24 protein-coding genes are annotated in these 23,473 nt (G+C 70.2%); 14 read left to right on the top strand and 10 right to left on the bottom strand.

What is annotated here, in order from left to right; translation table 11 throughout:
* Positions 1–92 precede the first annotated feature (92 nt).
* On the bottom strand, positions 93–1,466 hold the full coding sequence (locus J2850_RS14815) for a CocE/NonD family hydrolase (protein WP_209982904.1): 1,374 nt from the start codon (positions 1,464–1,466) through the stop codon (positions 93–95).
* 250 nt (positions 1,467–1,716) lie between these two features.
* Here J2850_RS14815 and J2850_RS14810 point away from each other — a divergent pair, with 250 nt between their 5' ends.
* Entirely contained in the window at positions 1,717–2,355 is a 639-nt protein-coding gene (locus J2850_RS14810) for an acyltransferase (RefSeq protein ID WP_209982902.1), read from the top strand.
* Positions 2,356–2,443: 88 nt separating this feature from the next.
* Here the strand turns inward: J2850_RS14810 and J2850_RS14805 are convergent, their stop codons facing one another.
* From J2850_RS14805 to paaX, 5 genes are all read right to left on the bottom strand, one after another.
* Positions 2,444–2,998 carry a MarR family winged helix-turn-helix transcriptional regulator gene (locus J2850_RS14805; RefSeq protein WP_209982901.1) on the bottom strand — a complete coding sequence of 185 codons (555 nt, stop codon included), beginning with the start codon at positions 2,996–2,998 and terminating at the stop codon, positions 2,444–2,446.
* Between the two features lie 210 nt (positions 2,999–3,208).
* Positions 3,209–4,267: a 2Fe-2S iron-sulfur cluster-binding protein gene (locus tag J2850_RS32225; RefSeq protein ID WP_209982898.1), complete on the bottom strand. Its 1,059-nt coding sequence runs from the start codon at positions 4,265–4,267 to the stop codon at positions 3,209–3,211.
* 125 nt (positions 4,268–4,392) lie between these two features.
* A complete protein-coding gene (locus tag J2850_RS14795) occupies positions 4,393–5,421 on the bottom strand; it encodes a hypothetical protein (RefSeq protein WP_209982896.1) in 1,029 nt (342 codons plus the stop codon).
* Positions 5,422–5,661: 240 nt separating this feature from the next.
* Positions 5,662–6,147, bottom strand: a complete 486-nt coding sequence (locus J2850_RS14790) for a BLUF domain-containing protein (protein ID WP_209982894.1) — start codon at positions 6,145–6,147, stop codon at positions 5,662–5,664.
* A gap of 102 nt (positions 6,148–6,249) precedes the next feature.
* The gene (gene paaX / locus J2850_RS14785; RefSeq protein WP_209982893.1) at positions 6,250–7,194 is read right to left on the bottom strand and encodes a phenylacetic acid degradation operon negative regulatory protein PaaX; all 945 of its coding nucleotides are present in this window, start codon (positions 7,192–7,194) and stop codon (positions 6,250–6,252) included.
* A gap of 426 nt (positions 7,195–7,620) precedes the next feature.
* Here paaX and J2850_RS14780 point away from each other — a divergent pair, with 426 nt between their 5' ends.
* The 7 genes from J2850_RS14780 (at position 7,621) to J2850_RS14750 (ending at position 15,692) form a co-directional block, all read left to right on the top strand.
* Positions 7,621–8,784: an ABC transporter substrate-binding protein gene (locus J2850_RS14780; RefSeq protein WP_209982891.1), complete on the top strand. Its 1,164-nt coding sequence runs from the start codon at positions 7,621–7,623 to the stop codon at positions 8,782–8,784.
* Between the two features lie 81 nt (positions 8,785–8,865).
* Positions 8,866–9,741: a branched-chain amino acid ABC transporter permease gene (locus J2850_RS14775; RefSeq protein ID WP_209982889.1), complete on the top strand. Its 876-nt coding sequence runs from the start codon at positions 8,866–8,868 to the stop codon at positions 9,739–9,741.
* Between the two features lie 13 nt (positions 9,742–9,754).
* Positions 9,755–10,702: a branched-chain amino acid ABC transporter permease gene (locus tag J2850_RS14770; RefSeq protein ID WP_209982888.1), complete on the top strand. Its 948-nt coding sequence runs from the start codon at positions 9,755–9,757 to the stop codon at positions 10,700–10,702.
* Positions 10,699–11,523 (top strand): ABC transporter ATP-binding protein, encoded by an 825-nt coding sequence (locus J2850_RS14765; protein ID WP_209982887.1) that lies wholly within the window; start codon positions 10,699–10,701, stop codon positions 11,521–11,523. The genes J2850_RS14770 and J2850_RS14765 overlap by 4 nt, the downstream gene beginning before the upstream one ends.
* A 13-nt stretch (positions 11,524–11,536) precedes the next feature.
* Positions 11,537–12,241, top strand: coding sequence for an ABC transporter ATP-binding protein (locus tag J2850_RS14760; protein WP_209982885.1), 705 nt, complete (start codon positions 11,537–11,539; stop codon positions 12,239–12,241).
* 97 nt (positions 12,242–12,338) lie between these two features.
* Positions 12,339–12,989 carry a maleylacetoacetate isomerase gene (maiA, locus tag J2850_RS14755; protein WP_209982884.1) on the top strand — a complete coding sequence of 217 codons (651 nt, stop codon included), beginning with the start codon at positions 12,339–12,341 and terminating at the stop codon, positions 12,987–12,989.
* 138 nt (positions 12,990–13,127) lie between these two features.
* Positions 13,128–15,692, top strand: a complete 2,565-nt coding sequence (locus tag J2850_RS14750) for a hybrid sensor histidine kinase/response regulator (protein WP_209982882.1) — start codon at positions 13,128–13,130, stop codon at positions 15,690–15,692.
* A gap of 66 nt (positions 15,693–15,758) precedes the next feature.
* On the opposite strand, the gene J2850_RS14745 is transcribed toward J2850_RS14750, so the two are convergent.
* Positions 15,759–16,673 (bottom strand): DMT family transporter, encoded by a 915-nt coding sequence (locus tag J2850_RS14745; RefSeq protein WP_209982881.1) that lies wholly within the window; start codon positions 16,671–16,673, stop codon positions 15,759–15,761.
* A 232-nt stretch (positions 16,674–16,905) separates the two neighbouring features.
* On the opposite strand from J2850_RS14745, the gene J2850_RS14740 reads away from it, so the two are divergent.
* From J2850_RS14740 to J2850_RS32080, 3 genes are all read left to right on the top strand, one after another.
* Positions 16,906–17,502: a hypothetical protein gene (locus J2850_RS14740; protein ID WP_209982878.1), complete on the top strand. Its 597-nt coding sequence runs from the start codon at positions 16,906–16,908 to the stop codon at positions 17,500–17,502.
* 134 nt (positions 17,503–17,636) lie between these two features.
* Positions 17,637–18,290, top strand: a complete 654-nt coding sequence (locus J2850_RS14735; protein ID WP_209982877.1) for a hypothetical protein — start codon at positions 17,637–17,639, stop codon at positions 18,288–18,290.
* A 512-nt stretch (positions 18,291–18,802) separates the two neighbouring features.
* Positions 18,803–19,564, top strand: a complete 762-nt coding sequence (locus J2850_RS32080; protein WP_209982875.1) for a cold-shock protein — start codon at positions 18,803–18,805, stop codon at positions 19,562–19,564.
* 16 nt (positions 19,565–19,580) lie between these two features.
* Here J2850_RS32080 and J2850_RS14725 read toward each other — a convergent pair whose 3' ends face one another.
* From J2850_RS14725 to J2850_RS14715, 3 genes are all read right to left on the bottom strand, one after another.
* Positions 19,581–19,835, bottom strand: a complete 255-nt coding sequence (locus tag J2850_RS14725) for a DUF2934 domain-containing protein (RefSeq protein ID WP_209982874.1) — start codon at positions 19,833–19,835, stop codon at positions 19,581–19,583.
* 33 nt (positions 19,836–19,868) lie between these two features.
* Positions 19,869–20,315, bottom strand: a complete 447-nt coding sequence (locus tag J2850_RS14720) for a CBS domain-containing protein (RefSeq protein WP_209982871.1) — start codon at positions 20,313–20,315, stop codon at positions 19,869–19,871.
* An 81-nt stretch (positions 20,316–20,396) separates the two neighbouring features.
* Positions 20,397–21,068: an NnrU family protein gene (locus J2850_RS14715; RefSeq protein WP_209982869.1), complete on the bottom strand. Its 672-nt coding sequence runs from the start codon at positions 21,066–21,068 to the stop codon at positions 20,397–20,399.
* 79 nt (positions 21,069–21,147) lie between these two features.
* Between J2850_RS14715 and J2850_RS14710 the strand changes: the two genes are divergently transcribed.
* From J2850_RS14710 to J2850_RS14700, 3 genes are all read left to right on the top strand, one after another.
* Entirely contained in the window at positions 21,148–21,888 is a 741-nt protein-coding gene (locus J2850_RS14710; protein WP_246513078.1) for a DedA family protein, read from the top strand.
* A 146-nt stretch (positions 21,889–22,034) separates the two neighbouring features.
* Positions 22,035–22,613, top strand: a complete 579-nt coding sequence (locus J2850_RS14705; RefSeq protein ID WP_209982867.1) for a DUF4398 domain-containing protein — start codon at positions 22,035–22,037, stop codon at positions 22,611–22,613.
* The gene (locus J2850_RS14700) at positions 22,610–23,416 is read left to right on the top strand and encodes an OmpA family protein (RefSeq protein WP_246513077.1); all 807 of its coding nucleotides are present in this window, start codon (positions 22,610–22,612) and stop codon (positions 23,414–23,416) included. Before J2850_RS14705 ends, J2850_RS14700 begins: the two co-directional genes overlap by 4 nt.
* The last annotated feature ends 57 nt before the right edge of the window (positions 23,417–23,473 follow it).

Raw genomic sequence — 23,473 nt, 5'->3', positions numbered from 1 at the left:
GCTTGGTCACTTTGGCGAAGACATCATCAACAGCGAGCAAAGCAATCGCATTGGAAACGACGCATACAAATCGATAAAAGCCGGCTGTAGTACTAACGCACCGGCCGGTCGTCGACGATCGCCACCCGGCAGCCCTGCTTGGCGAACTTGGCGCAGGTCTCCAGCGCCGCCCGGCGCGCGGCGTCCTCGCTCGCCACGCCCGACTTCCAGCCATAGGCGCCGTCCGGCGACACCGCGAAGGCCTTGTGGCCGGGCGCCTCGACATAGGCGGCGAACTTGCCGCGGCCGGCGGCCGACAGTTCCGCCGGCGGCTCCATCCGGACGACGGTCGCCCCCTGGCGCTGCGGCGTCACGGCAGGCGCTGCCGCCGTGCCGGCCGGCCGGTCGTTGACGTAGGCGATGCGGCAGGCCTGCCGGGTGTGGCTGGCGCAGGCATCGAGCGCCTTGCGCTGCGCGTCCTCGGTGCTGCGCAGGCCGGCCTTCCAGCCATAGGCGCCGTCCGGGGCCACCGCGAAGGCCTTGTTGCCGCCGGCCTCGACATAGGCCGGGAACTTGGCGCGGTTGGCGGCCGACAGCTCGGACGGCGGCTCCAGCGCCGGCAGGGACAGCGCGATCAGGCCGTCCCGCGGCACCAGCCCGTTCCTGGCCAGAAAGGCGTCGACCGCTGGGATCCATTGCGGGATGCCGGCGCTGAAGAAGAAATGGCCGTCCTTGCCGTTGGCGGGGGCGGCGACGAACTCCGCCCGGCCGCCCTCGCGGGTGTAGGCGTCGACGAAGCGGCGGGCCAGCCCCGGCCCGAAGAACAGGTCGTTCTCGGCGTAGATCCACAGGGTCGGCAGGCGGGAGGTCCGGCCGAGCGTGCCGAAGGCGGCGACCAGCCGGTCCTCCTTGCAGACGTCGTTGTCGCCGCGCGAGCCGCGGCCGCCGGCGAAGCTGACCACCGCCTTCAGCCCCGGCGGCGGGTCGGCGGCGAGCGCCAGGCTTGCGAAGCCGCCCGCCGACACCCCGACCGCGATGACCCGGCCGGCATCGGCGAAGGGCTGCCGGGCCATGTACTGCACCGCCTGCCGCAGGTCCTCGCGGCTCTGGACGGCGGCATGCAGATAGTCGGGATTGTCGCAGCCGCCGTTGCTTTCGGCATAGGGACCGTCGGAGCCGCCATAGCCGCGCCGCATCACCGCCAGCACCGCCCAGCCGCGCCGGGCGAATTCCCGTGCCTGCTGCACGTAGCGCAACGGCGTCATCTCCGCCCGTTCAGCCGGATCGCGCGGCGCACCGTGGCTGAGGATGGCGACCGGGTAGGGGCCGGGACCGTCGGGGCGCAACAGCATCGCTTCCAGCGATGCCTTGCCGCCGTCGGGGAAGCGGGCCGGAATGGCCAGCGGCGTCTGGACCAGCCCCTCGGCCGGTGCCGGGGTGGGCCAGAGGAACAGGAGGGCCACGAAGAGAAGGCGGCGCATGGACATGGTGGACGCGTCTTCCAAAGCGAAACGATGCGACAGCTTACGCCATCGGCATGGGCCGCGTCAGCGCGGGCGTGACGGGATGAGGCTCCGGGCGGCGGCACGCCGCAGCGCGGCGGAGACGGAGGCGGAAGCGATACAGATATGATTTCGTGGGCGGACGATCGGTATCGCGTACGGCGCGTCGGCGGTGTAGCCTCACCGGAAAGGCGGATCAATCCGCCGCCGGACCAACTCCAGGGAACGCCCGTCCATGACCTTGCCGCCAACCGCACCGGCCTTGCCGCGTCCCACCGTCTACGCCATCGACGGCGTGGTTCCCGTCATCGACCCGACCGCCTTCGTGCATCCGTCCGCGGTGCTGATCGGCGACGTCGTGGTGGGGCCGGGATGCTATGTCGGCCCCTGCGCCAGCTTGCGCGGCGATTTCGGCCGCATCGTCCTGCGGCGCGGCAGCAACGTGCAGGACAACTGCACCCTGCACGCCTTTCCCGGCCATGACGCGATCGTCGAGGAGGACGGGCATGTCGGCCATGGCGCCGTCCTGCACGGCTGCGTCGTCCGCCGCAACGCGCTGGTCGGGATGAACGTCGTGGTGATGGACGGGGCGGAGATCGGCGAGGAAGCGATCGTCGCCGCCATGGCCTTCGTCAAGGCGGGCTTCGTCGTGCCGCCGCGCACGCTGGCCGCCGGCCTGCCGGCCAAGGTCGTCCGCGACCTGCGCCCCGACGAGATCGCCTGGAAGAGCGAGGGGACGGAGGAGTACCAGCGCCTCGCCCGCCGCTCGCTGGCCACCATGGTCGCCTGCGCGCCGCTGGAGGCGGAGGAGCCGGGCCGCAGCCGCGTCGATGCCGGCACCAGCCAGCCGCTGCACAAGGTGAAGGGCGCCTGAGCAGGTTTTGCAGGTTTTCCGGGTCCGCCCGTCCGCGGGCGGGGTTCGGGAAACCTGCTTCCGGCCCGGCGGCGGGGCGCCCGCGCGCCTATTCCCCGGCCGGCCGTCCTTCAGTTCCCGCCGCCGGCGTCCCGGCGGCACCGCGCGCCGCCGCAAGCTGGTCGGCGCGGAGCTGGAGCTTGCTCAGCAACTGGTCGAGCAGGGCCTGTTCCTCGATCGACAGGGCGTCCGTCACCTCCGCCTGGTAGGTCAGCGCCAGCGGCACGATCTCGCCATAGATCTCCATCGCCTTCGGCGTCAGGGTCAGCAGGGCCTTGCGCCGGTCGGTATCGCCCGACTCGCGCAGGATCAGGCCGGAGTCGAGCATGCGGCTGATGGCGCGGCTGACCTGCACCTTGTCCATCGCGGTGCGTTGGGCGATCTCCCCGGCGCTCAGCGTCTCGCCGCCGCCGAGCACGGCGATGACGCGCCATTCCGGGATGGTGATGCCGAACCGCTTCTCATACAGCTTGGCCAGGGTGTGGCTGACCGTATTGGCCAGCACCGACAGGCGGTAGGGCAGGAAGCGCGTCAGGTGCAGCACCGGCTGTCCGGCCGGGGCGGGCGTCGACGAGGAGGCGCGGGAGCGTCGGGCGGGCGGCATCGGCGGACGGCATCCGGTCAGGGTGGCGGCTGCCACCATCCTGACCGGGAATTTGCGGGTTGCAACAATTTCCGGTGAAACGGGAGCGCCGGTCCGGCGGGCGGCGGCAGGGGAGACGGCCCGTTCCCTGGTTGCGACCGCCAAGGAGCGGCGCGCTACGCGGGCCATCGGGTGGTTGCGGCCTTGTCCAGGCTGCCGGCGTGGGTCGCCTTATCCCAGGGCGCCCGCCATCAGCCGCTCCGGCGGCGGGGCTTCGGGGATGTGCTGAGAGACGTAGCCTTCGCTGTGGATCCGGTCCTCCCGCGCCCCCAGCGCACGGGCGGCCGCGACGCAGGCCGCGACGAAGGCCGGGCTGCCGGCGGCGAAGACGGCATGGCCGGACAGGTCGGGAAGGATTCCGGGCAGTATGGCCGGGATGCGGCCCTTCAGATGATCCGGGCTGTCCTCGCGGGTCAGGGTGACCCTGACCTCGACGTTGCGGTACTTCGCCTGCCAGTAGCTCAGCAGCCCCTGTTCATAGACGTCCGCCCTGGTGCTGGCGGAGACCAGCAGCGTCACCGGCGGCCGGTAGCCGCGGCGCAGGGCCGCCTCGGTCAACGCCAGGATGGGGGCGAGGCCGGAGCCGGCGGCCATGCACAGGACCGGGCTGTCGACGGACGGGTCACCGATGAAGGTCCCATAGGGTCCGGACAGCGTCACCCCGCGGCCGGGCGTCAGGTGTTCATGGATCCAGCCGCTGGTCGGTCCGCCGTCGATCCGGGTGACCTGCAGCGTGATCTCGCCGTCCGGGCGCGGGGCGTTGGCGATGGAGTAGCAGCGCGGCGGTGCGCCGGCCAGCGCGTCGCCGAGCATCACATACTGGCCCGGCCAATAGCGCAGCGGCTGTCCCAGCGGCCGCAGCCTCAGCTCCACGATGCGGGGCGTGCGCCGGATCCGGTCGGTGACCACGAACGGGACGGTCTCGCGCGGCGGGAACAGCTTGGGCTGGGCGTCGGCGGTGCCGTATTCGATCATCAGCTCGTCCGAGATCGGCTTGGCCATGCACATCAGGCCGTAGCCGTCCTTCCGCTCGGCCCGGGACAGCGCCATGTCCAGCACCATGCCCTGGTCGAACTGCCCGGCGAGCACCTTGACCTTGCACTCGCCGCAGGCGCCGGCGCGGCAGTTGTTTGGAAGGGCGTAGCCGGCCTGCTCCAGCGCCGACAGGACGGTCTCGCCGTCACGGCACTCGACCGTGCGGCCGGAGGGATGGAGGCGGATGCGGCTCACCGGCGGGATCCTTGATGGGAGGTGGCTTTATCGGAAGGCGCTTGCCCCCACCCCGACCCTCCCCCGCTGGGCGGGGGAAGGGGCAAGTGCGGGAGGGGTCGGGTGGGGGAAACCGGGCCGGTGCCTCAGAACACGGGAATGATCTCGTCCATGTCGACGTCGCGGACCTCCTCGCCGGTGATCCCGACTTCGGGGATCGCCGGGAAGGGGATGCCGTAGCGGTCGAGCACGCCCTTCAGGTTCAGCATGGCGTTGCGCCAGTTCTCCTTCTTCGCCTCGTAGTCGGGGATGTGGAAGCCGGCCTTGCGCGCGACCGCCTCCGCCTCGCGCTGGGTGGCGATGAAGTCCTCCGGCAGGTCCCAGAACTGCGGCGGCGGCTCGAACAGGACGGCCGACAGGAACAGGTAGCCGGCGCGGATCTGCTTGGTGATGATCGACCGGTCCTCCACCGCGAGGTGCGGGTAGTCGCGCTCCATCAGCGACAGGCAGATCGCCATGTGGCGGCCCTCGTCGCGGCCGATGTTGCGGAACGCCTCCTTGAACACCGGCTCGGTGCAGCCGGCGGCCATCTGGTGGAAGATGGTCGCCGCGGCGATCTCGCCCATCAGGAAGGAGCTGAACAGGACGGCCAGCGAGTATTTCGGCACCGCCTTCTTGTAGCCGTCCCAGTAGCGCCCGCCGTTGTAGTAGAGCCAGTGGGCGTTCCTCCGCAGGCGGCGGCCGAGTTCCGTCCTCGGCTCGTGGGTCAGCGGGCTGGTGGCCTCCAGCAGCCTGGTTATGGCCAGTCCGCACATCTGCTCGTGGTTCTGCTCGTCGCGGGTGACGGAGAAGAAGCAGCGGCGGACCGGATCCTCTTCATGCACCTCGTAGGTCTTGATCAGTGCATGGGCGAAGACCGGCGGGGCGGAGGCGTCGAAGACCGACAGGATCGTCCACCAGTAGGCGATGGCCTCCCGTTCCTCCCAGCGGTACCGCGACGGATCGAAGCTGTCCCAGGGCAGCTTCGCGGGATCCCAGGTCTCGCGCTGGGCGGCCGCGTAGACCTCCTCCAGCTTCCTGGTCTGCGATACCCAGGACAACGGGTAGACGTTGGGCTGCGGCGTGGCGGGGGGGAACTCCATCGTCCTGGCGATGGGGGTGTAATCCTTGGACATGGGGCGTTTCCTCCGGGTCGTTCTACCGGGCGCTCTTTGTCCATCGGCGCCCTATGGTCTTTATATGACACATAATCGTCGCTCTAACAATGAAATATGTATCATATGGGAGCGTGCGGGTTTGCCTCCAAGCTTATGATTTCACTAAGAGAGCACACGGAAGGGCCGAATTGATCCAGATCAATTCGTGCAAAAACCCGACGGTGCGGGCCTGGATTGTATCGTTTCCGCCGGCCGGCGTCAGCAGACCGGCAGCGAGGGAATGGTGCCGCGGATCAGGGTGCGGGTTCCCTCGTCGATATCGGCGAGGATGCTGGCATGCATGTAGGCACGGGAGAGGACGGTCAGGGCGAAGTCGGCATCGTGGGACCGCCGCCTGAACTCGCCCCGGCTGATCGAGCCGCCGAACACCGCCTGCCAGAAGGTCGGGGTATCGAGCGGCCCGAAATTCATCGCCCAGAACCCGAAATTCGGCTGCCCGGCCGACGCCTCGCGCAGCAGGAGTTCGACGCCGCGGTGGCGGGGATCGGCGGCGATGCGGGCATAAAGCTCGTCGGTTGCCGCCGCCTCGCCTTCAAGCACCTGCAGGAAGATGCCGTCCAGTTCCACCAGGAAGCCGGTGATGCCCAGGTCGCGGTTCTTGCGGGCACTGCGCAGGCAGATGTCGGCAAGGGCCGTGTAGGGAAGCTTCTCCACGGCATCGCTGCGATAGAGGATGGTCAGCATCGGCGGCACGTCCGGAGCGATCGGTGTAAATCGCGCCAACCTTATCGCAAATTGTATGGAACCTCTCAGTGGCTTTTGGTCAATCCGCCACTGGTCACAAGGCTAGCCCGCCGCCATGCTTTCCAGCCCGCCGAACCGCCCATGGAAGGCCGGCTGGGCGTCCGGAAGCGGTCCGTTGGCCGTCGTGGCGGCCCCCATCACGAAGGCTTCCGAGGGTGGCGCGAGGCGCCTGTAGAGGTTGCGGGTCAGCATCCGCGCCTCCTGGCCCGGCCAGTCGGCCGGCAGCAGGTCGGGCGGCAGCATCGGGTCGCGCAGCAGGATGCGGCGGAAGTCATGGATCAGCAGGGTGCGCAGGACGAAGCACAGCGCCGGCTCGGGCTGCTCGGACAGCTCGATCGCCGTCCACAGCGGACGGAAGTGATCCAGGAAGGCCGCGTAATCATGTTCGAGCTGATCGATGTCCCAGCAACCGCGCACCAGGTCGCGCAGCGCTCCGAACCCCTCCGCCCGGTTCAGGCTGGCCTTCATATGGACGATGCGGTCGGCGATCCCCAACTCGGCCAGCAGGCGGTGCATCGCCGCCTCGTCGCAGTTGGGATGGGCATAGACGGTGGCCGACGCCGCGCCGAAGCCCTGCCAGATCAACTCCCGCCGCAGGGCATCCCGCGTTTCGGCATCCAGGGCGTTCGGCGGCACCAGCAGCAGGTCCCATCCGCGGTCCCATTCCCGGGCGAGCGGCGCGTAGATCCGGCGTTCGGCGGCGGCGAAGCGCTCCTTCCCGCTGTCGGTGATGCGGTAGAAGCTGCGCCGCCCGATCTGGGTGTTGGTCAGCCAATCGTCCTTGCACAGCCGGAAGACCGAGGTGCGGACGATGCGCTCGCTCAGGCCGAACAGCGCCATCAGGTCGATCAGGCTGCCGAGCCAGAGCGAACCGCCGTGGGGAAGCACGGCGTCGCCGTAGACGGTGATGATCAGCGACTTCGCCCGCGGCGCGAGCGCATCGGTCAGTTGGGCGGCGAGGTCTTCAGGGCGGCGCGGGCGGGCCATGCGGTCGGTCTGTCCTGTGAACGGTTGGGCGGGACGGGCGCGGCTGGAGGGACTGTATACGCAACCCGGCGGGGGCGGGGCCAGTGCCGCGACCGTGCGCCGCAGCCCCGCGGGAGGGAAATGGCACGGACATTGCGCAACACGGACTTTCCGTTTGACAATCTTTAATGTGATACAATACGATCTGATCTGAAAAGAAAAACTGTGTCATAAGCCGAATAGCCGGCCGATGACGGATGGAGACGGGAGGGGTGCGGGAGCCGCGGCGTCGGTCGGCGTTCTCGGAAGTTCGTGAAAGCCGGACGGAAGTAGATCGCATCCCGATAATATTTCGTTTGAAACATTAAGCCAGACAAATCGTCTCCTCGCGCCTGGGCGGGCATTGGCCACGAACCGGCGGAAGAGGGGCCAACAGGGAGGGTTGTCATGCGCAAAAGCCTGCTTTCCACCATCGCCGCCACCGTCACAGCCGCGATCGCGGTTTCGGGCGCGTTGATGGGTCCGGCCGCCGCCGCCGAGCCGATCAAGGTCGGCGCCATCGTTTCGGCGACCGGGCCGGCCTCCTTCCTCGGCGATCCGGAAAAGAAGGTCCTGGAACTCTATGCCGACCGCATCAACAAGGCGGGCGGCGTCGACGGCCGGCCGGTTCAGCTCACCGTCTACGACGACGGCGGGGCGGCCGACAAGGCGGCCTCCTTCACCAAGCGCCTGATCGAGAGCGACGGCGTCGACGTGATCGTCGGCGGCACCACGACCGCGGCGACGATGGCGGCGGTGCCGCTGGTGGAGCGGGCAGGCGTGCCCTTCATCTCGCTGGCCGGCGCGGTGGTGATCGTCGAGCCGGTGAAGAAGTGGGTGTTCAAGACCCCGCACACCGACCGCATGGCCGCCGAGAAGGTGATGGAGGACATGAAGGCGCGCGGGCTGACCAAGCTCGCCCTGCTGTCGGAGGATTCCGGCTTCGGCAAGTCGGGCCGCGAGCAGACCGTGGCGGTCGCCAAGGAGCGCGGCATCGAGCTGGTCGCCGACGAGACCTACGGCGCCAAGGACACCGACGTCACCGCACAGCTCACCAAGATCAAGAACAACGCCGCCGCCCAGGCGGTGCTGGTGTTCGGCCTCGGCCAGGGGCCGGCGGTGGTGACCAAGAACTACCGCCAGCTCGGCATCGCGCTGCCGCTCTACCAGTCGCACGGCGTCGCCTCGAAGGAATATATCCGGCTGGCCGGCGGCGCGGCCGAGGGCGTCCGGCTGCCGGCGGCGGGCCTGGTCGTTGCCGCCCAGCTTCCGGAGAGCGATCCGCAGAAGACGGTGGTGACCGACTTCACCAAGACCTACGAGGACGCCTTCAAGTCCGAGGTCTCGACCTTTGCCGGCCATGCCTATGACGGGCTGATGATCGCGCTCGACGCGGTCAAGCGCAGCGGCGGCACCGACAAGGCCAAGCTGCGCGACGCCATCGAGCAGACCAAGGGCTATGTCGGCACCGGCGGCACGGTGACGATGGGCCCGAAGGACCACATGGGCCTGACGCTCGACGCCTTCCACATGGTCGAGGTCAAGCAGGGCGACTGGTCGCTGGTGAAGTGAGGCGCCGATCCCCTGTTATCCCCTCTCCCCGGGGGGGAGAGGGGGAGATGTGCGCGGGAGAGGAACGTCAGGAACCCAACGATGTTCGCGGAACTGCTGCAATATCTGCTGTCCGGGCTGACCATCGGCGCGATCTACGCGCTGGCTGGGCTCGGCTTCTCGATCATCTACAACGCCAGCCACGTCATCAACTTCGCCCAGGGCGAGTTCATCATGATCGGCGGCATGGCGTCGGCCACCCTGACGGCGTCCGGGGTGCCGCTGCCGCTGGCGATCCTGATCGGCTGCGGCGGCGCCATGCTGGTCGGCGTGCTGGTGGCGAAATTCGCGGTGGAGCGGGCGCGCAACGCCTCGACCGTCACCCTCATCATCATCACCATCGGCGCCTCGATCTTCCTGCGCGGCGTTGCCGAGCTGGTCTGGGGCAAGGACTTCAAGCGGCTCGACGCCTTCTCGGGCGAGACGCCGATCCAGATCCTGGGCGCCTCGATGCAGCCGCAGTCGCTGTGGGTGGTCGGCACGGCCGCGGTGCTGATCGTCGCCATCGGCCTGTTCTTCAGCCGGACCTTGACCGGCAAGGCGATCCTCGCCACCTCGCACAACCGCCTGGCCGCCCAACTGGTCGGCATCGACGTGAAGCGGGTGGTGCTCGCCTCCTTCGCGCTGTCGGCGGCGCTGGGGGCGGTCGGCGGGGCGGTGGTGGCCCCGATCACCTTCTCCTACACCGAGATGGGCATCATGCTCGGGCTGAAGGGCTTCACCGCCGCCGTGCTGGGGGGCTTGGGCCACGGGCCTGGCGCGGTGGCCGGCGGGCTGATCGTCGGCGTCGCCGAGGCGCTGGGCGCCGGCTACATCTCCTCGGCCTACAAGGACGCCGTCGCCTTCGTCATCATCCTCGCCGTCCTGCTCTTCATGCCGAACGGGCTGTTCGGCAAGCGCGGCACCGAGCGGGTTTAAGGATCCGACCCCGATGAACGCACTCCTCCACGGGCGGCTGACCGGACTTCTGGTGCTGGGCGCGGTGATCGCGATCCTGCCGGCTTTCCTGCCCAACAACTTCTACCTCGACATCGCCATCCTGGCCGGCTTCAACGCCATGGTCTGCGTCGGGCTGAACCTGCTGATCGGCTATGCCGGGCAGATCAGCCTCGGCCATGCCGGCTTCTTCGGCATCGGCGCCTACGCCTCGGCGGTGCTGGTGGGGACCTACGGCTGGCCGCCGGTGCTGGCGCTGCTGGCCGGCGCCGCCGCCGTCGGGCTGCTGGCCTTCCTGGTCGCCAAGCCGATCCTGCGGCTGAAGGGCCATTACCTCGCCATGGCGACGCTCGGCATCGGCATCATCGTGTCGATCGTGCTGCGCACCGAGAGCGGCCTGACCGGCGGCCCCGACGGCATGATGGTCGAGCCCTTCCGCATCTTCGGCGTCGAGCTGTATGGCGAGAAGGTCTGGTACTGGGTGGTCGGCGTCCTGCTGGTCGGCGTGGTCTGGCTGTCGCTGAACCTGATCGACAGCCCGATGGGCCGCGCGCTGCGCGCCGTCCACGGCTCGGAGGTGGCGGCCGAGGTGGTCGGCGTCGACACCGCGCGCTTCAAGGTGCTGGTCTTCGCGCTGTCGGCGGTGTTCGCCAGCGTCGCCGGCAGCCTGTTCGCCCATTATGCCGGGCTGATCACCCCGGCCAAGGCCGACTTCTTCAAGTCGATCGAGCTGGTGACGATGGTGGTGTTCGGCGGCATGGCCTCGACCTTCGGCGCGGTGGTCGGGGCGGTGGTGCTGACCCTGCTGCCGCAGGCGCTGACGGTTTTCCAGGACTACCAGCAGATCGTTCTCGGCGGCATCCTGATGGCGACCATGGTGTTCATGCCCAAGGGCCTGCTTCCCACCCTGGCGGCGCTGCTCCCGGCGCGGAGGCGGGCATGAAGATGCTGACCGGCACCGACATCGCCCCCGACACCAGCACCCAAGTCCGCCGGGTCGGCCGGCCGATCCTGAAGGTCGAGCATCTCAGCCGCGAGTTCGGCGGGGTGCTGGCCATCGGCGACCTCAGCTTCACGGTGGCGGCCGGCGACATCCATTCGATCATCGGGCCGAACGGGGCGGGCAAGACCACGCTGTTCAACCTGGTGACCGGCGTCTACAAGCCGTCCGGCGGACGGGTGCTGTTCGACGGCGCCGACGTGTCGGGCATGGCGCCCTACAAGCTGGCGGCGCGCGGCATGTCGCGCACCTTCCAGAACCTGCAGATCTTCTTCAACATGACGGCGCTTGAGAACGTCATGGTCGGGCGGCACCTGCACCTGAACACCCGGCTGCTGCCGGCGCTGTTCCGCTTCCCCTCGCTGGTGCGCAAGGACCGCGAGGCGCGCGACCGGGCGGCGCGGCTGATGGCCGACGTCGGGCTCTCCCGCTACGTCGACGCCGACGCCGCGGCGATGCCCTACGGCGCGCTGAAACGGCTGGAGATCGCCCGCGCGCTGGCCTCGGAGCCGAAGCTGCTGCTGCTCGACGAGCCGGCGGCCGGCCTCAACGCCACCGAAAGCCGCGAGATCGACGAGGTCATCAAGACGGTGGCGGCCGGCGGCATCACCGTCATCCTGGTGGAACACGACATGAAGATGGTGATGGGCATCTCGCACCGGATCACCGCCCTGAACCACGGCCGCAAGCTGGCCGAAGGCACGCCGGAGGAGGTGGCGACCAACCCGGAGGTCGTCGCCGCCTATCTCGGCGCCGCACCGTAAGGGAACCCCGGCGATGCTTCTGGAGATCGAGGGCCTCAACAGCCATTACGGCCGCATCCACGCCTTGAAGTCGGCCGGCCTGACGGTGCGCGAGGGGGAGCTGGTGGCGCTGGTCGGCGCCAACGGCGCCGGCAAGACGACGCTGCTGCGCACCCTGTCCGGCGTCCATCCCGCCAGCAGCGGCCGCATCACCTTCGACGGCCGCGACATCACCCGCATGAAGGCGTCGCGCCGCGTCGCCGAGGGGATCGTCCAGGTGCCGGAGGGCCGCCAGCTCTTCGGACCGCAGACGGTGGAGGACAATTTGCGCCTCGGCGCCTTCCGCCGCGGCAGCGGCCGGCCGGACGAGGACATCGGCCGGCTCTACGAGATGTTCCCGGTGCTGAAGGTCAAGCGCGACCAGCCGGCCGGCACGCTGTCGGGCGGCCAGCAGCAGATCGTCGCGTTGGCCCGCGCGCTGATGGCCAAGCCGCGCCTGCTGCTGCTGGACGAGCCGAGCATGGGCCTGGCGCCGCTGCTGGTCGCCGAGATCTTCGACGCCATCCAGCGCCTCAAGCGCGAGGGCACCACCATCCTGCTGGTCGAGCAGAACGCCCACGCAGCACTCGCCATCGCCGACCGCGGCTACGTCATCGAGACCGGCGAGATCGTGCTCAGCGACAGCGGCGCGGCACTGCTCAGCAACGAGCGGGTGCGGCAGGCGTATCTGGGGCTGTGAGGCTTTGGTAGAGTGCCGGCCGTCCCCGGCTCCCGGCGGACCCGCCGGGGACGGCGAAGGCGACGACGCGTGGCGACACTTCAACGGATATGATCCCGTGAAACTCCATACCTACTTCCGCTCCTCCGCCGCCTACCGGGTGCGCATCGCCCTGAACCTCAAGGGGCTGGCGCCCGAGCAGGCCTTCGTCCACCTGCGCCGGGGCGAGCAGGCGAAGCCGCCCTATGCCGACCTCAACCCCGAGCATCTGGTCCCGGCGCTGGAGGTCGACGGACCCGACGGCCACCATGTCCTGACCCAGTCGCTCGCCATCATCGAGTATCTCGACGAAACCCACCGCGAACCGCCGCTGCTGCCCGCCGACCCGCTGGGCCGGGCGCGGGTGCGGGCACTGGCGCTGGCGGTGGCCTGCGACATCCACCCCATCGACAATCTCCGGGTGCTGAAGCACCTGAAGGGGATGGGGCACAGCCAGGAGGAGGTGGACGGCTGGTACCGCCACTGGATCGCCGTCGGGCTGAGGGCGCTGGAGGCGCGGCTTGCCGGCGACCCGCGCACCGGCCGGTTCTGCCACGGCGACGCGCCCGGCCTCGCCGACGCCGTGCTGGTGCCGCAGATGGCGAACGCCCGCCGCTTCGGCTGTGCGCTGGAAGGCTATCCGACGCTGCTGCGCATCGACGACGCCTGCCTGGCGCTGCCGGCCTTCGCCGCCGCCGCCCCCGACCGCCAGCCCGACGCGGAGGCGTGAAGCGCCCCGGCGGCCATGCAAGGTCACACCGCCGGCCCGGGGGGCGTTAACGGTTTCCTGCTACCTTGCGGTGCTATAAGAGGGGGGATCAACGAGGCGGCACTGGGCGGCTTGGCCATGCTGGGTGATTTCTCTGCGTTGGCGTATGACCTTGCCGAGAACGTCGCGGCAAGCGCCTTCGTGGTGCTTGCCTACACGTTCGTGATCCGGCGCTCCGATGGCTGGCCCGCGATTCTCCGCCAGCTCGTGTTCGGCCTCGTGATGGCCCTGACCGTCATTTTCTCGATGATCCACCCGATCCACCTGGGACCGGGGCTCTTCATCGACGCCCGCTCGCCGCTGATCGGGCTCGCGGCGCTGTTCGGCGGGCCGATCAGCGCCGGAATGACCGCCGCGGCGGCGGCGGCCTATCGCGTCTGGATCGGCGGCGTCGGCATGGAGGCGGGGGTCGCCAACACGCTGCTGTCCTGCCTGGCCGGGGTCGCCTTCGCCCGCTGGGCCCGCCGCCGCCCGTTGGGGGCGGGATCGCTGTGCGCCTTCGGGTTGCTGCTGACCTCGATGGCCCTGCCGACGCTGTTCCTGCTGCCCGATCTCGCCCTGGCGCTGCAGGTGTTCGGCAGGACGGCGCCGCCGATGTTCCTCGCCATTCCGCTCGGCACGCTGTTCCTCGGCGGGCTGCTGCTGCGCGAGCAGCGCCACCACACCGCCGAGCAGCGCCTCGGCGAGAGCGAGGCGCGCTACCGCCTGCTGGCGGACAACGCGACCGACATGATCCTGGAGATGCGGGCGAACGGCACCGTGCGCTACCTGTCGCCGTCGGTGTGCGACATCCTGGGGCACGATCCGGCCGATATCGTCGGCGGCGCCCCCGCCGCGCTGCTGCATCCCGACGACCGCGAAAGCGCGAGCCTGGCCTTCGCCGGCATGCAGCCCGGCTCGCCGCCGGTCACCTTCACCCACCGGCTGCGCCACCGCAACGGCGGTTATCAGTGGGTGGAGTCCAGCATGCGGCCGACCGTCGGGGCCGATGGCGAGTTCGTCGTGATCGGCGTCGTCCGCGACGTGACCGAGCGCAAGCGCTACGAGGAGGAACTGTCCGACGCGCGGGCCGAGGCGGAGGCGGCGAACCGGGTGAAGTCGGAGTTCCTTGCGTCGATGAGCCACGAGATCCGCACGCCGCTGAACGGCGTCATCGGTTTCGCCGACCTGCTGCTGGGCACCGACCTCACCCCCGAACAGCGCAAGTATGTCTCGCTGCAGCGCGAGGCCGGGCGCGGGCTGCTGGCGATCATCGGCGACATCCTGGACTATTCCAAGATCGAGGCGGGAAAGCTGGAGCTGGAGGAGCGTCCCTTCGACCTCCACCGCCTGGTGCGCGACTGCCGCGACCTGATGAGCAATGCCGCCTCCCAGAAGGGCCTGCTGCTGCAGCTCTCGCTCGGCGGCAGGGTGCCGCGCTTCGTCCGCGGCGACGAGGCGCGCATCCGCCAGATCATCCTGAACCTCGTCGGCAACGCGGTGAAGTTCACCGAACGCGGGTCGGTGCTGCTGTCGGTGGCCCTGCTGTCCGCCCCGGAAGCCCCGGATGGCACCGGCGGCGATGACGGCCGCAGCGTGCCGCCGGTGCGTTTCGCGGTCAGCGACACCGGTCCCGGCATCGCCCCTGCCGAGCAGGCGAACCTGTTCCAGCGCTTCAGCCAGGGCGACCGCTCGACGACCCGCCGCTACGGCGGCACCGGCCTCGGCCTCATCATCTCCAAGCAACTGTCGGAACTGATGGGCGGGCGCATCGGCGTGGAGAGTAGCCCCGGCGTCGGCAGCACCTTCTGGTTCGAGCTGCCGCTGCCGGCGACGACCGAGACGGCCGCCGCCGGCGCGGGAAGCCCGGCCGGGCTGCCGGGTCGCCGAAGCGGCCGCATCCTGCTGGCCGAGGACGTGCCGATGAACCAGATCGTCACCTCCTCCATCCTCTGCAAGGCCGGCCACGGCGTCGAGGTGGTGGAGGACGGGGCGATGGCGGTGGAGGCGGCGCGGACCGGCGACTTCGACCTGATCCTGATGGACATGCAGATGCCGCGGATGGACGGCCTCCAGGCGACCGCGGCAATCCGTCAGCTTGGCGGGCGGCGGGGGGCCGTGCCCATCATCGCGCTGACCGCCAACGCATTGACGGATCAGTTGCAGCTCTGCCTGGACATCGGCATGAACGACCATGTGACGAAGCCGATCGAGCGGGACACCCTCCTGGCCACCGTCGACCGCTGGCTCGACCTCCGGGAGTCGGACGCCGGGACCGCTCCCGCGGACGCGGCCCCGGTTCCCGCACCGGCCCCGGCCTCAGGCCCAGGCTCCGCCATGCTGCCCGTGCTCAGCCTGACCACGCTGGCCGGCCTGTTCGAGACGCTGGGGGCGGAGGCGCTGCCCCGGTTCGTTGCCGGCACGTTGCGCGAGCTTGCTCTGCATGCCGACCGGATCTGCACCGCCGCATCCGCGCAGGAGGCCGCCGCCGACGCCCACGCGATGGTGTCGCTGGCCGGGAACGTCGGGCTTCAGGAGCTCTCGCGGCTCGCCCGGTCGGTCCAGCGTGCCTGCGAGCAGGCGGAGCCGGAGCTGCCGGCGCTGACGGCGGAACTGCGCGACGCGGTCGTCCGCGGTGCCGCGACCATGGGCACGGCCCTGCCCACCCTGGGGACGGCGGCGTAGCCGGCCCGCTGAGGCCTGTCCGGTTTCCGGCTTCCCGTTCCAGATGGCCCGATCCGGCGGGTGGCGTCACCGGTTGACGATCAGCGCGACGCCGGCGACCGCGACGGCGGCACCGATCCAGGCGCCGGCCGCGGGCCGCTGCCCGGTCAGGATCCATATCATCGGCAGGATCAGGACCGGGCTCAGCGCCGACAGGGTGGCGACCACCCCGGCGTTGCCGTTGGCCAAGCCGACCAGCAGCAATGTCATCCCCAGCCCGACGCCGATCAGGCCGTTGCCGGCGACCTGGAGCGCCAGCCTCGGCGTCAGGCCGGGCGGCAGGCGGAACAGGCCCGCCGCCGCCGCCGCGCCGCCGCTGCGTAGGGCCGAAAGGGTGCCGATGAGGGTGAACATCAGGGCCGCCGTCGTGACCCGCACCGCGGCGGATGCCACCGGATCGGCGCCGGCCGCCATCACCGGCTTGGCGATGATCGAGCCGGCGGCCTGGCCCACCGCCGCCACCAGGCAGACCGACACGCCGGCAACCAGGCTGCCCTGGACGGCCTCCCAGCTATGGGTGGAGCCGGAACGCAGGGCCACCGCAAGCATGACCCCCATCGTCACCAGGGCCACCCCGATGACGGTCCAGGGGCCGAGCGCCTCGCCCAGCAGGGCATAGGCGAGAAGCGCCGTCAGCGGCGCGTTGGCGGCATAGATCACGACGTTGCGCCGCGGCCCCAGCCGGCTGAGCGACCAGAACAGCGCCATGTCGCCCATGACGATGCCGAGAAGCCCGGACAGCGCCAGCGTCAGCACGGCGCCGGTGTCGAGCGTGTGCCATCCGCCCATCAGGGTCGCCGCGAGCAGGAGCCCGCTGCCGACGATGGTCAGCCGCAGCCGGTTGAAGGCGATGGAGCCGAGCACCCGCACTGGGCCGATGGCGATCAGGCCGCCGGCGGCCCAGCACAGCGCCGCGCCCAGCGCGGCCATGTTGGCGATCATGGTGGAGGCGGAGCCCATTGAGTGATAAGGCGGGGCCGCACTCTACCCCAGCCTGCGAATGCCCGCGAAATGTGCAGGATGCATGGCGGGAGCGAGATTTCGCCGACGCCGTTGCACAAAAGCCGGTGAATACTCGTGTATGCGAAAATATTTCAAGTAACGTTGGCTTGACGGTCAAGAACAGACGCGCTCCACTGGTCGGCGGTCAAACCGGTCGACGAGGATGGATGGCATGGGCTTGATGATGAAGGGCCTCGGAACGATGGGCACGGTCGTTCTGGTCAACAAATACAGGAACGATGCCGGATTCCGGTATGGGGTCAATTACTTTGCCCGTGACAGCTACAACAAGGTTTCGCTCGAGATGCAGCAGCATATTCTCGAGATGAAGAAGAAGTGGGAGCTGACGAAGCAAGGCGGCTGGGAAAGCCTGAAGGAGAGGGCGGAAAAGGGGCGCAAGTCGCTCCACGACATCGACATCGAGGAGGAAACCCGCAAGGCCAAGGAGGAGCTCGACCGGGTGATGATCGAGAACGCCGGCAACGTCGGCGAGAAGGGCGACATCCGCGAGATGTGGCAGGACGACATGACAGCGTTGAACCGGGTCATGTTCAACTACGTCTTCATCATGGCCATCGCCGCCGGGGACAAGACGCCGCTGCAGTCGACCCTGAACGCGCTGAACCTGCGGGTCCAGGACTTCTACCAGGGGCAGATCGACGAATCGAAGGACAAGGTGCAGGCGATCGACGCACAGAAGGTCATGCTCAAGAACCTCCAGAAACACACGGGTGGACTCTCGTCCCAGTTCCGGATGCCGCCGCAGTGACCGGCAGTCCGGCGCAGTGCGGCCGCTGAGCCCCCTCGCGGGCGTGGAAGGGCGGAACCAGCCGCCCGTCCATCCCGTTGACTCGTGAGAACGGAGCCCGGCGCGGGCACCGCCAACCGAGGAGGACGCGACCGATGCGGACCGGAACCAACTGGCGGCAGATTTCCGCCCGCCCCCTCACAGCCGTGGCGGCCGGTGCGCTCGCGGCCGGCCTGTTTGCCGCCCAGCCGGCGGCAGCCCAGTCGGCGACCCCGTCCGGTTGCGCCGCCATGGTGGAGCAGTTCGCCGCCGACCAGGGCCTGTCGATGCAGCCGCCGCCGACGGCGGTGCCCGGCACCGCCATGCCGGGCATGTCGGGCTCTACTCCCCGCGACGAGACGGGCAGTGGTGGTTCGGGTGCGAGCAGCGACCGGCTCGCCCAGTCCGGCGGCACGGTGGCGCCGCCGTCCGTCGGGGACCGTGCGGTGATCGAGCCACCGGCCACCGGCAGCAACATGCCCACCGCCCCGTCGATGGCGCCGCAGACATCCCAAGGCTCGGCGCAGGGATCGGCGCCAGGCTCGTCATCGGGCTTGTCATCGGGTTCCAGGGCCGATGCCGCCCCGGCGCCGGGCGGTGCCGGCAGCACCGGCGACCTGATGGGCAGGGCGGCCCGCAACGCCCAACTCGAATCCCTGGTCACCGCCGCCCGTGCCGCCGCCCGCGAGGGCGACGAGACCCGCTGCATGGACAGCCTGAGCGATGCCAAGCGCCTGTCCCGGACGGCCCCCGGCGGCAGCGGCGGCTGAGCTGCCCGCCACATGACCCACCACATGAAAGGAACATTCATGCGAGGGACACGCGTCATGGCAATCGTCTTCGGTCCTTATCCGCCTGCGCCGCACCATGAGCCGGGGGTGCCTTCGGACATGCCGCCGGATATGCCGGTCGACATGCCGGGCGAACCGTTGCCGGTACCGGGGGACCCCGCCCGCCCGCCGATGGGCGACCCGCCGGCCCCGATCCCGATGCCCCCGCGCGAACCGCCGCCGGTGCCTGACCGTCTGGCCGCCTGAGCGTTCCAAGGCCGAGTGTTCCAGGGCCGAGTGTTCCAGGGCCGAGTGTTTCCAGCCCTGAGCGGTCCCGGGGAGGGCCGCCCCCGGCAGCCTGCAGGCGCTTCCGCCACTGCAGGCACGGGTTCGGAGCGATCCCGACTTGCCAAGCGGCTCCGAAGAGGCGATGTCTCAGGGGTTGGTACCCGCCGCCCCGCAGCCGGCAGGCGGGCGGGTGCTGTTCTGTACGCCGGAGTTCGGGTTTTCCCATGCACAATCAGCCGCCCCGCAGTCACGTTTATCGTCAACCCAACGTCGTCGCCACCCAGGTGACGGCGACCGTCAAATGGTTCAGCCCCGAACGCGGCTACGGCTTCGTCAAGGTCGGTGACTCCGGCAAGGACGCCCTTCTGCCGGCCTCCATCGTCGTCCCCGCCGGCCATACCACGCTGCCGGACGGCGCCACGGTCGTCGTCGACATCGTCGAGGACCGCAAGGGCCAGCAGGTCAGCGTCCTGCACTCCGTCGACCTGTCGACCGCCGCGCCGGCGCGTCCGCGTGCTCCGGAGCGCCGTGATTTCGGCGGCGACCGCGGGTTTGGCGGCGACCGCGGGTTCGGGGGGCGCCGCGACGCCGCCGGTCCGCGCGATCGCGGCTTCGGCAACGACCGCGGCTTCAACAGCGATCGGGGCTTCGGCAACCGTGGCGGTGACCGGGGTTTCCAGGAGCGGGGTTTCCAGGAGCGGGGTTTCCAGGAGCGCGGTCCCCAGGATCGGGGCTTCCAGGATCGGGGGCCCCGCCGTCCCGCCGCCTCCGGCCCCACCAGCGAGATGGGCGGTACGGTCAAGTGGTTCAACGGCGGCAAGGGCTACGGGTTCGTGCAGCCTGACGATGGCGGGCGCGACGTTTTCGTGCCGGCCCGCGCGCTGGAAGGTGCCGGCCTGCGCGGCCTCGACGACGGGCAGCGCGTGCGCATGACCGTCCGCCAGGGTGAAAAGGGCATGGAAGCGGTCACCGTCACCGTGGAGTGACCGCCCCCCTCCGGCATCAGCCGCCGGACTGCCCCAGATGGTCCGCCGCTTCGCGCTGGTTGCGGGCGGCGGCGTCATCGGGCGCCTGAAGCCCGGCATCCGGGCCGTTGGCATGGGGGCCGCCGGCGTTGTGCCGGTCCTCCTCCCCGATCTCACGGGCGGCCTGCGTCCAGTGGTCGAGATGGCGGTCGTCGGGCCGCCCCTCGCGTTCCCAGATCTCGTAGGCCCGGTCACGGACCCGCGGGTCGTCGGGACCCAGTGTGTGTTCCATGGGGATCGTCTCCGCTGTTGGGGGTGGCGGCAATTACCGGCCGACCTGCTTGCGGTCCGGCTGGGAGGGGGAGGAGATGCGCTCCAGCGTGTCGTGCACCGCCCTGTCGTTCTTGGCGCCGGTGGCGAGATCGCCCAGCGAGACGATGCCGGCGAGCCGGTCGTTGCGGTCGACCACCGGGACGCGCCGGATTTGCTGGCCTGCCATCAACTCGGTCACGCTGCCGACCGGATCGTCCTCGTAGCAGTAGCGCGGGTTGGCGGTCATCACCTCCGCCACCTTGCAGCGATCCGGCTGCTTGCCGGCCGAAATGGCGCGGACGGTGATGTCGCGGTCCGTCACCACGCCGACGAGATCCCGTCCCTCGCAGACGGGAAGGATGCCGACGTTCAACTGGTCCATCAATTGTGCGGCCCGGCGGATGCTGTCGTCGGGCCGAACCGTCTGCACGTCGCGGGTCATGACGTCGCGGATCTTCATGCGGGGCTTCCTGACGCGGTTTTCGGTGAAGCGCGGTAATCCTGTCCCGCCTTCAACAGATGCGTCGGCCCGCCGTCCCGCTCAACCTATCCAGTAGAGGGGATCCACCCCGAACAGCCACGGGTGCAGCAGCAACATGGCGCCATAGGCGGCAAGGCCCCCGGCCAGCCGTGCCGCGCCCATCTCCGCCAGCCCGCGCATGCCCCCGCGCAGCCCCTGCGGCGCGGTGAAGGGCAGAAGCGCGGTTTCGGCGCGGTAGGCTCGGCCGCCGGGGCTGCGGCGGAGCACGACCTCGTTCTTGACCAGCGCGAACAGGGCGATGGCCGCCATGGTCGCGAACAGCAGCACGCGGCGCCCGTCGCCGGTGGCGTTCAGGTGGGCCATGGCCCACAGCAGCAGCGCCAGGCTGCCGGGCGCGCGGGTGAGCCGGTAGATGCCGCACGGCGGGTTGGGGGCGTCCTGGCTGCCGAAGCGGGTGGTGACGCGGGCGACCAGCAGCACGAGGACCAGCGGCATCACCGCCACCACCAGCGGGGCCGCCCAGCCGGCGGGGGTGAAGACGATCTCGCCGCCGTCGGCGGCGCGGTAGGCCAGGATGAACAGCGCCAGCGTCGCCAGCGAGCCGGCGGAGTGGAGCGTGGCGAAGCCGCCGCGGCCGAGCCGGGCGATCAGCGCGGGCCGAACCCCCGGCCAGGAGGGCACGGCGTGGCTGAGGAACAGCAGGGCGGCGGACAGGGCGAGGGACATGGTCATGATGGCGCCAGTCAACCGTAGGCGAATGATCCGGTCCTTGATGTTGGTCAAGCATGCCGGTCAAGCATGGCCGGCGCGGATGCCATCCGGTGCGAAGGAGGCGCCGGCGGCGATGACGGCGGGCGGAACGCAGGCGATGGTCCGGCGGTTCACCAGACAGGCCCCTCCCACCGTCGTGGACCAGATGACCGAGTGGATCATCCAGATCGTGCAGCAGTTCGGCTATCTCGGCATCTTCCTGATGCTGATCCTCGCACGGGTGCTGCCGCCGATCCCGGCGGAGACGGTGATCCCGCTGGCCGGGATGGGGGCGGCGACCGGCGAGTTCAACCTGCTGCTGGTGGCGCTGGCCGCCGGACTGGGGTCGGCGGTGGGGGAACTGGTCTGGTACCTGCCGTCGCACCTGATGGGGCGCGAACGCTTCGAGGCGTTCCTGCGCCGCCACGGACATTGGCTGACCGTCCGGCCCGAGCAGGTCCACCGCGCCACCGAGTGGTTCGCCAGGCGCGGCGGGATCGCGGTGCTGCTGTGCCAGCCGCTGCCCGGTCTGCGCACGCTGATCTCGGTTCCCGCCGGCGCCTGCGGCCTGCCGGTGGCGGTGTTCCTCGCCTACGCCGCGGCGGGGGCAGCCCTGTGGTCGCTGGTGCTGGCCGGCACCGGCTATCTGGTGCGGGTCGGTTTTCCCTGGATCGCCGACTGGCTGGTGCCGGGAACGCTGGTGCTGTTCGTCGCCCTGCTTTTCACCTACGTGGTCCGCTTGGTCCGCCACCGCCGCACCAGCCGTCTGACGGGCGGCGGCGTGCCGGGCAACGGCGCGTGAGGCGGCGGATGAGAAGGCGGGCGGTGGAACTTTCTCGCGGGCCTGTGCGTTTGGACGCTTGAACAACCCGAACGGGCATGGTCATCCGGCCAGGAGCGTTCGGAGCGATGCACCGTCCTTTCCGTCCTTGAGGGGAACCCGACGCGATGACCCGTACCTCCGCAACGACGATCCGGTGGCGTGCCGCCGCCGTCCTGTCGGCGGCGCTCGGCATGGCCGCCTGCGCTTCCGACGTGCCGCCGCCCACCGCCCAGCTCGGCGCCGCTTCCCAGGCGGTCCAGGAGGCCGAGCGGGCCAACGCCCTGCAATACGCGCCGGTGGCGCTGCAGAGCGCCCGCGACAAGCTGGCCGCCGCCGATTCCGCCATGCGCGCCGACGAGCGCACCCGAGCGCGCCGCCTCGCCGAGGAGGCCCGCGTCGATGCCGAGCTGGCGACCATCACCTCCCAGCGGGCGGTCACCCAGCAGGCCGCCGCCGCCGTGCGGCAGTCGGCCACCCCGAACCTTCCGCAGACGGCGATGACCCCCGGCTCCGCCACCGGCATCTACAGCGGCTCCTCTACCGGCACCACCACCGGCTCGCTCGGCACGCTGCCGGCCGACGGCACCATGCCGAGCGGTTCCAGCTATGCCGCCCCGGCTCCGTCGGTCGCCGCGCCGGCCGCCCCGGGTGCAGCCGTGCCCGGCAACAGTTGGGGCTACACCTATCCGGAGGTGCGTCGATGATCGCCAATTCCATGCGCAACGGAGCGCCCCGGACGGCCACCGCCGCCCGTGCCCTTCTCGTCCTGGCCGGCCTCGGGCTCGGCCTTGCCGGCTGCGCCAGCCAGCCGACCGACAGCGCCGCGCTGATGCAGGCCCGCCAGCAATACAGCCTCGCCTCGGCGAACCCGCAGGTCGCGGCCAACGCGCCGCTGCAGCTTCGCGACGCCGAACAGGCGCTGCGCCGGGCCGAGGCGATGCGTGACCAGGGCGCCGCCGCCTCCGAAGTCGATCACCAAGCCTATCTGGTGAGCCAGCGCGTGCGGATCGCCGAGGAGACCGCCGGCGTCAAGGGCGCCCAGACCGTGGTCGCCAACGCCGACACCTACCGGCTCCAGGCCCGCAACACCGAACTCGAACAGCAGCTCCGCGACCTGCAGGCGCAACGCACCGAGCGCGGCCTGGTCATGACGCTGGGGGACATCCTGTTCGCCACCGGCCGGGCCGAGCTGACCTCCGGCGCCTATGACCGCGTCGACCGGCTTGCCCAGTTCCTGCAGGCCCATCCGGCCCGCACCGTGCGGATCGAGGGCCACACCGACAATACCGGCAGCGACGCCACCAACCTCCGCCTGTCGGAGGCCCGCGCCCAGGCCGTCCGCGATGCCCTGACCGCCCGCGGCGTCTCGCCGTCGCGCATCGTCACCCAGGGCATGGGCGAGGCCCAGCCGGTCGCCAGTAACAGCAACGATGCCGGCCGCCAGCAGAACCGCCGGGTCGAGATCGTCATCTCCGACGACGGCACGGTCGCACAGACCCGGCCCTGATCGATCCGGTTCCGGGGGGCGCCGCAACCCGCCGCGCCCCCCTGTTCCCCACCCTGC

Source organism: Azospirillum picis, from assembly GCF_017876115.1.
GTDB classification, from domain to species: domain Bacteria; phylum Pseudomonadota; class Alphaproteobacteria; order Azospirillales; family Azospirillaceae; genus Azospirillum; species Azospirillum picis.
The sequence above is the reverse complement of the archived record's forward strand: the minus strand, read 5'-3'. Positions and strand labels throughout refer to the sequence as shown.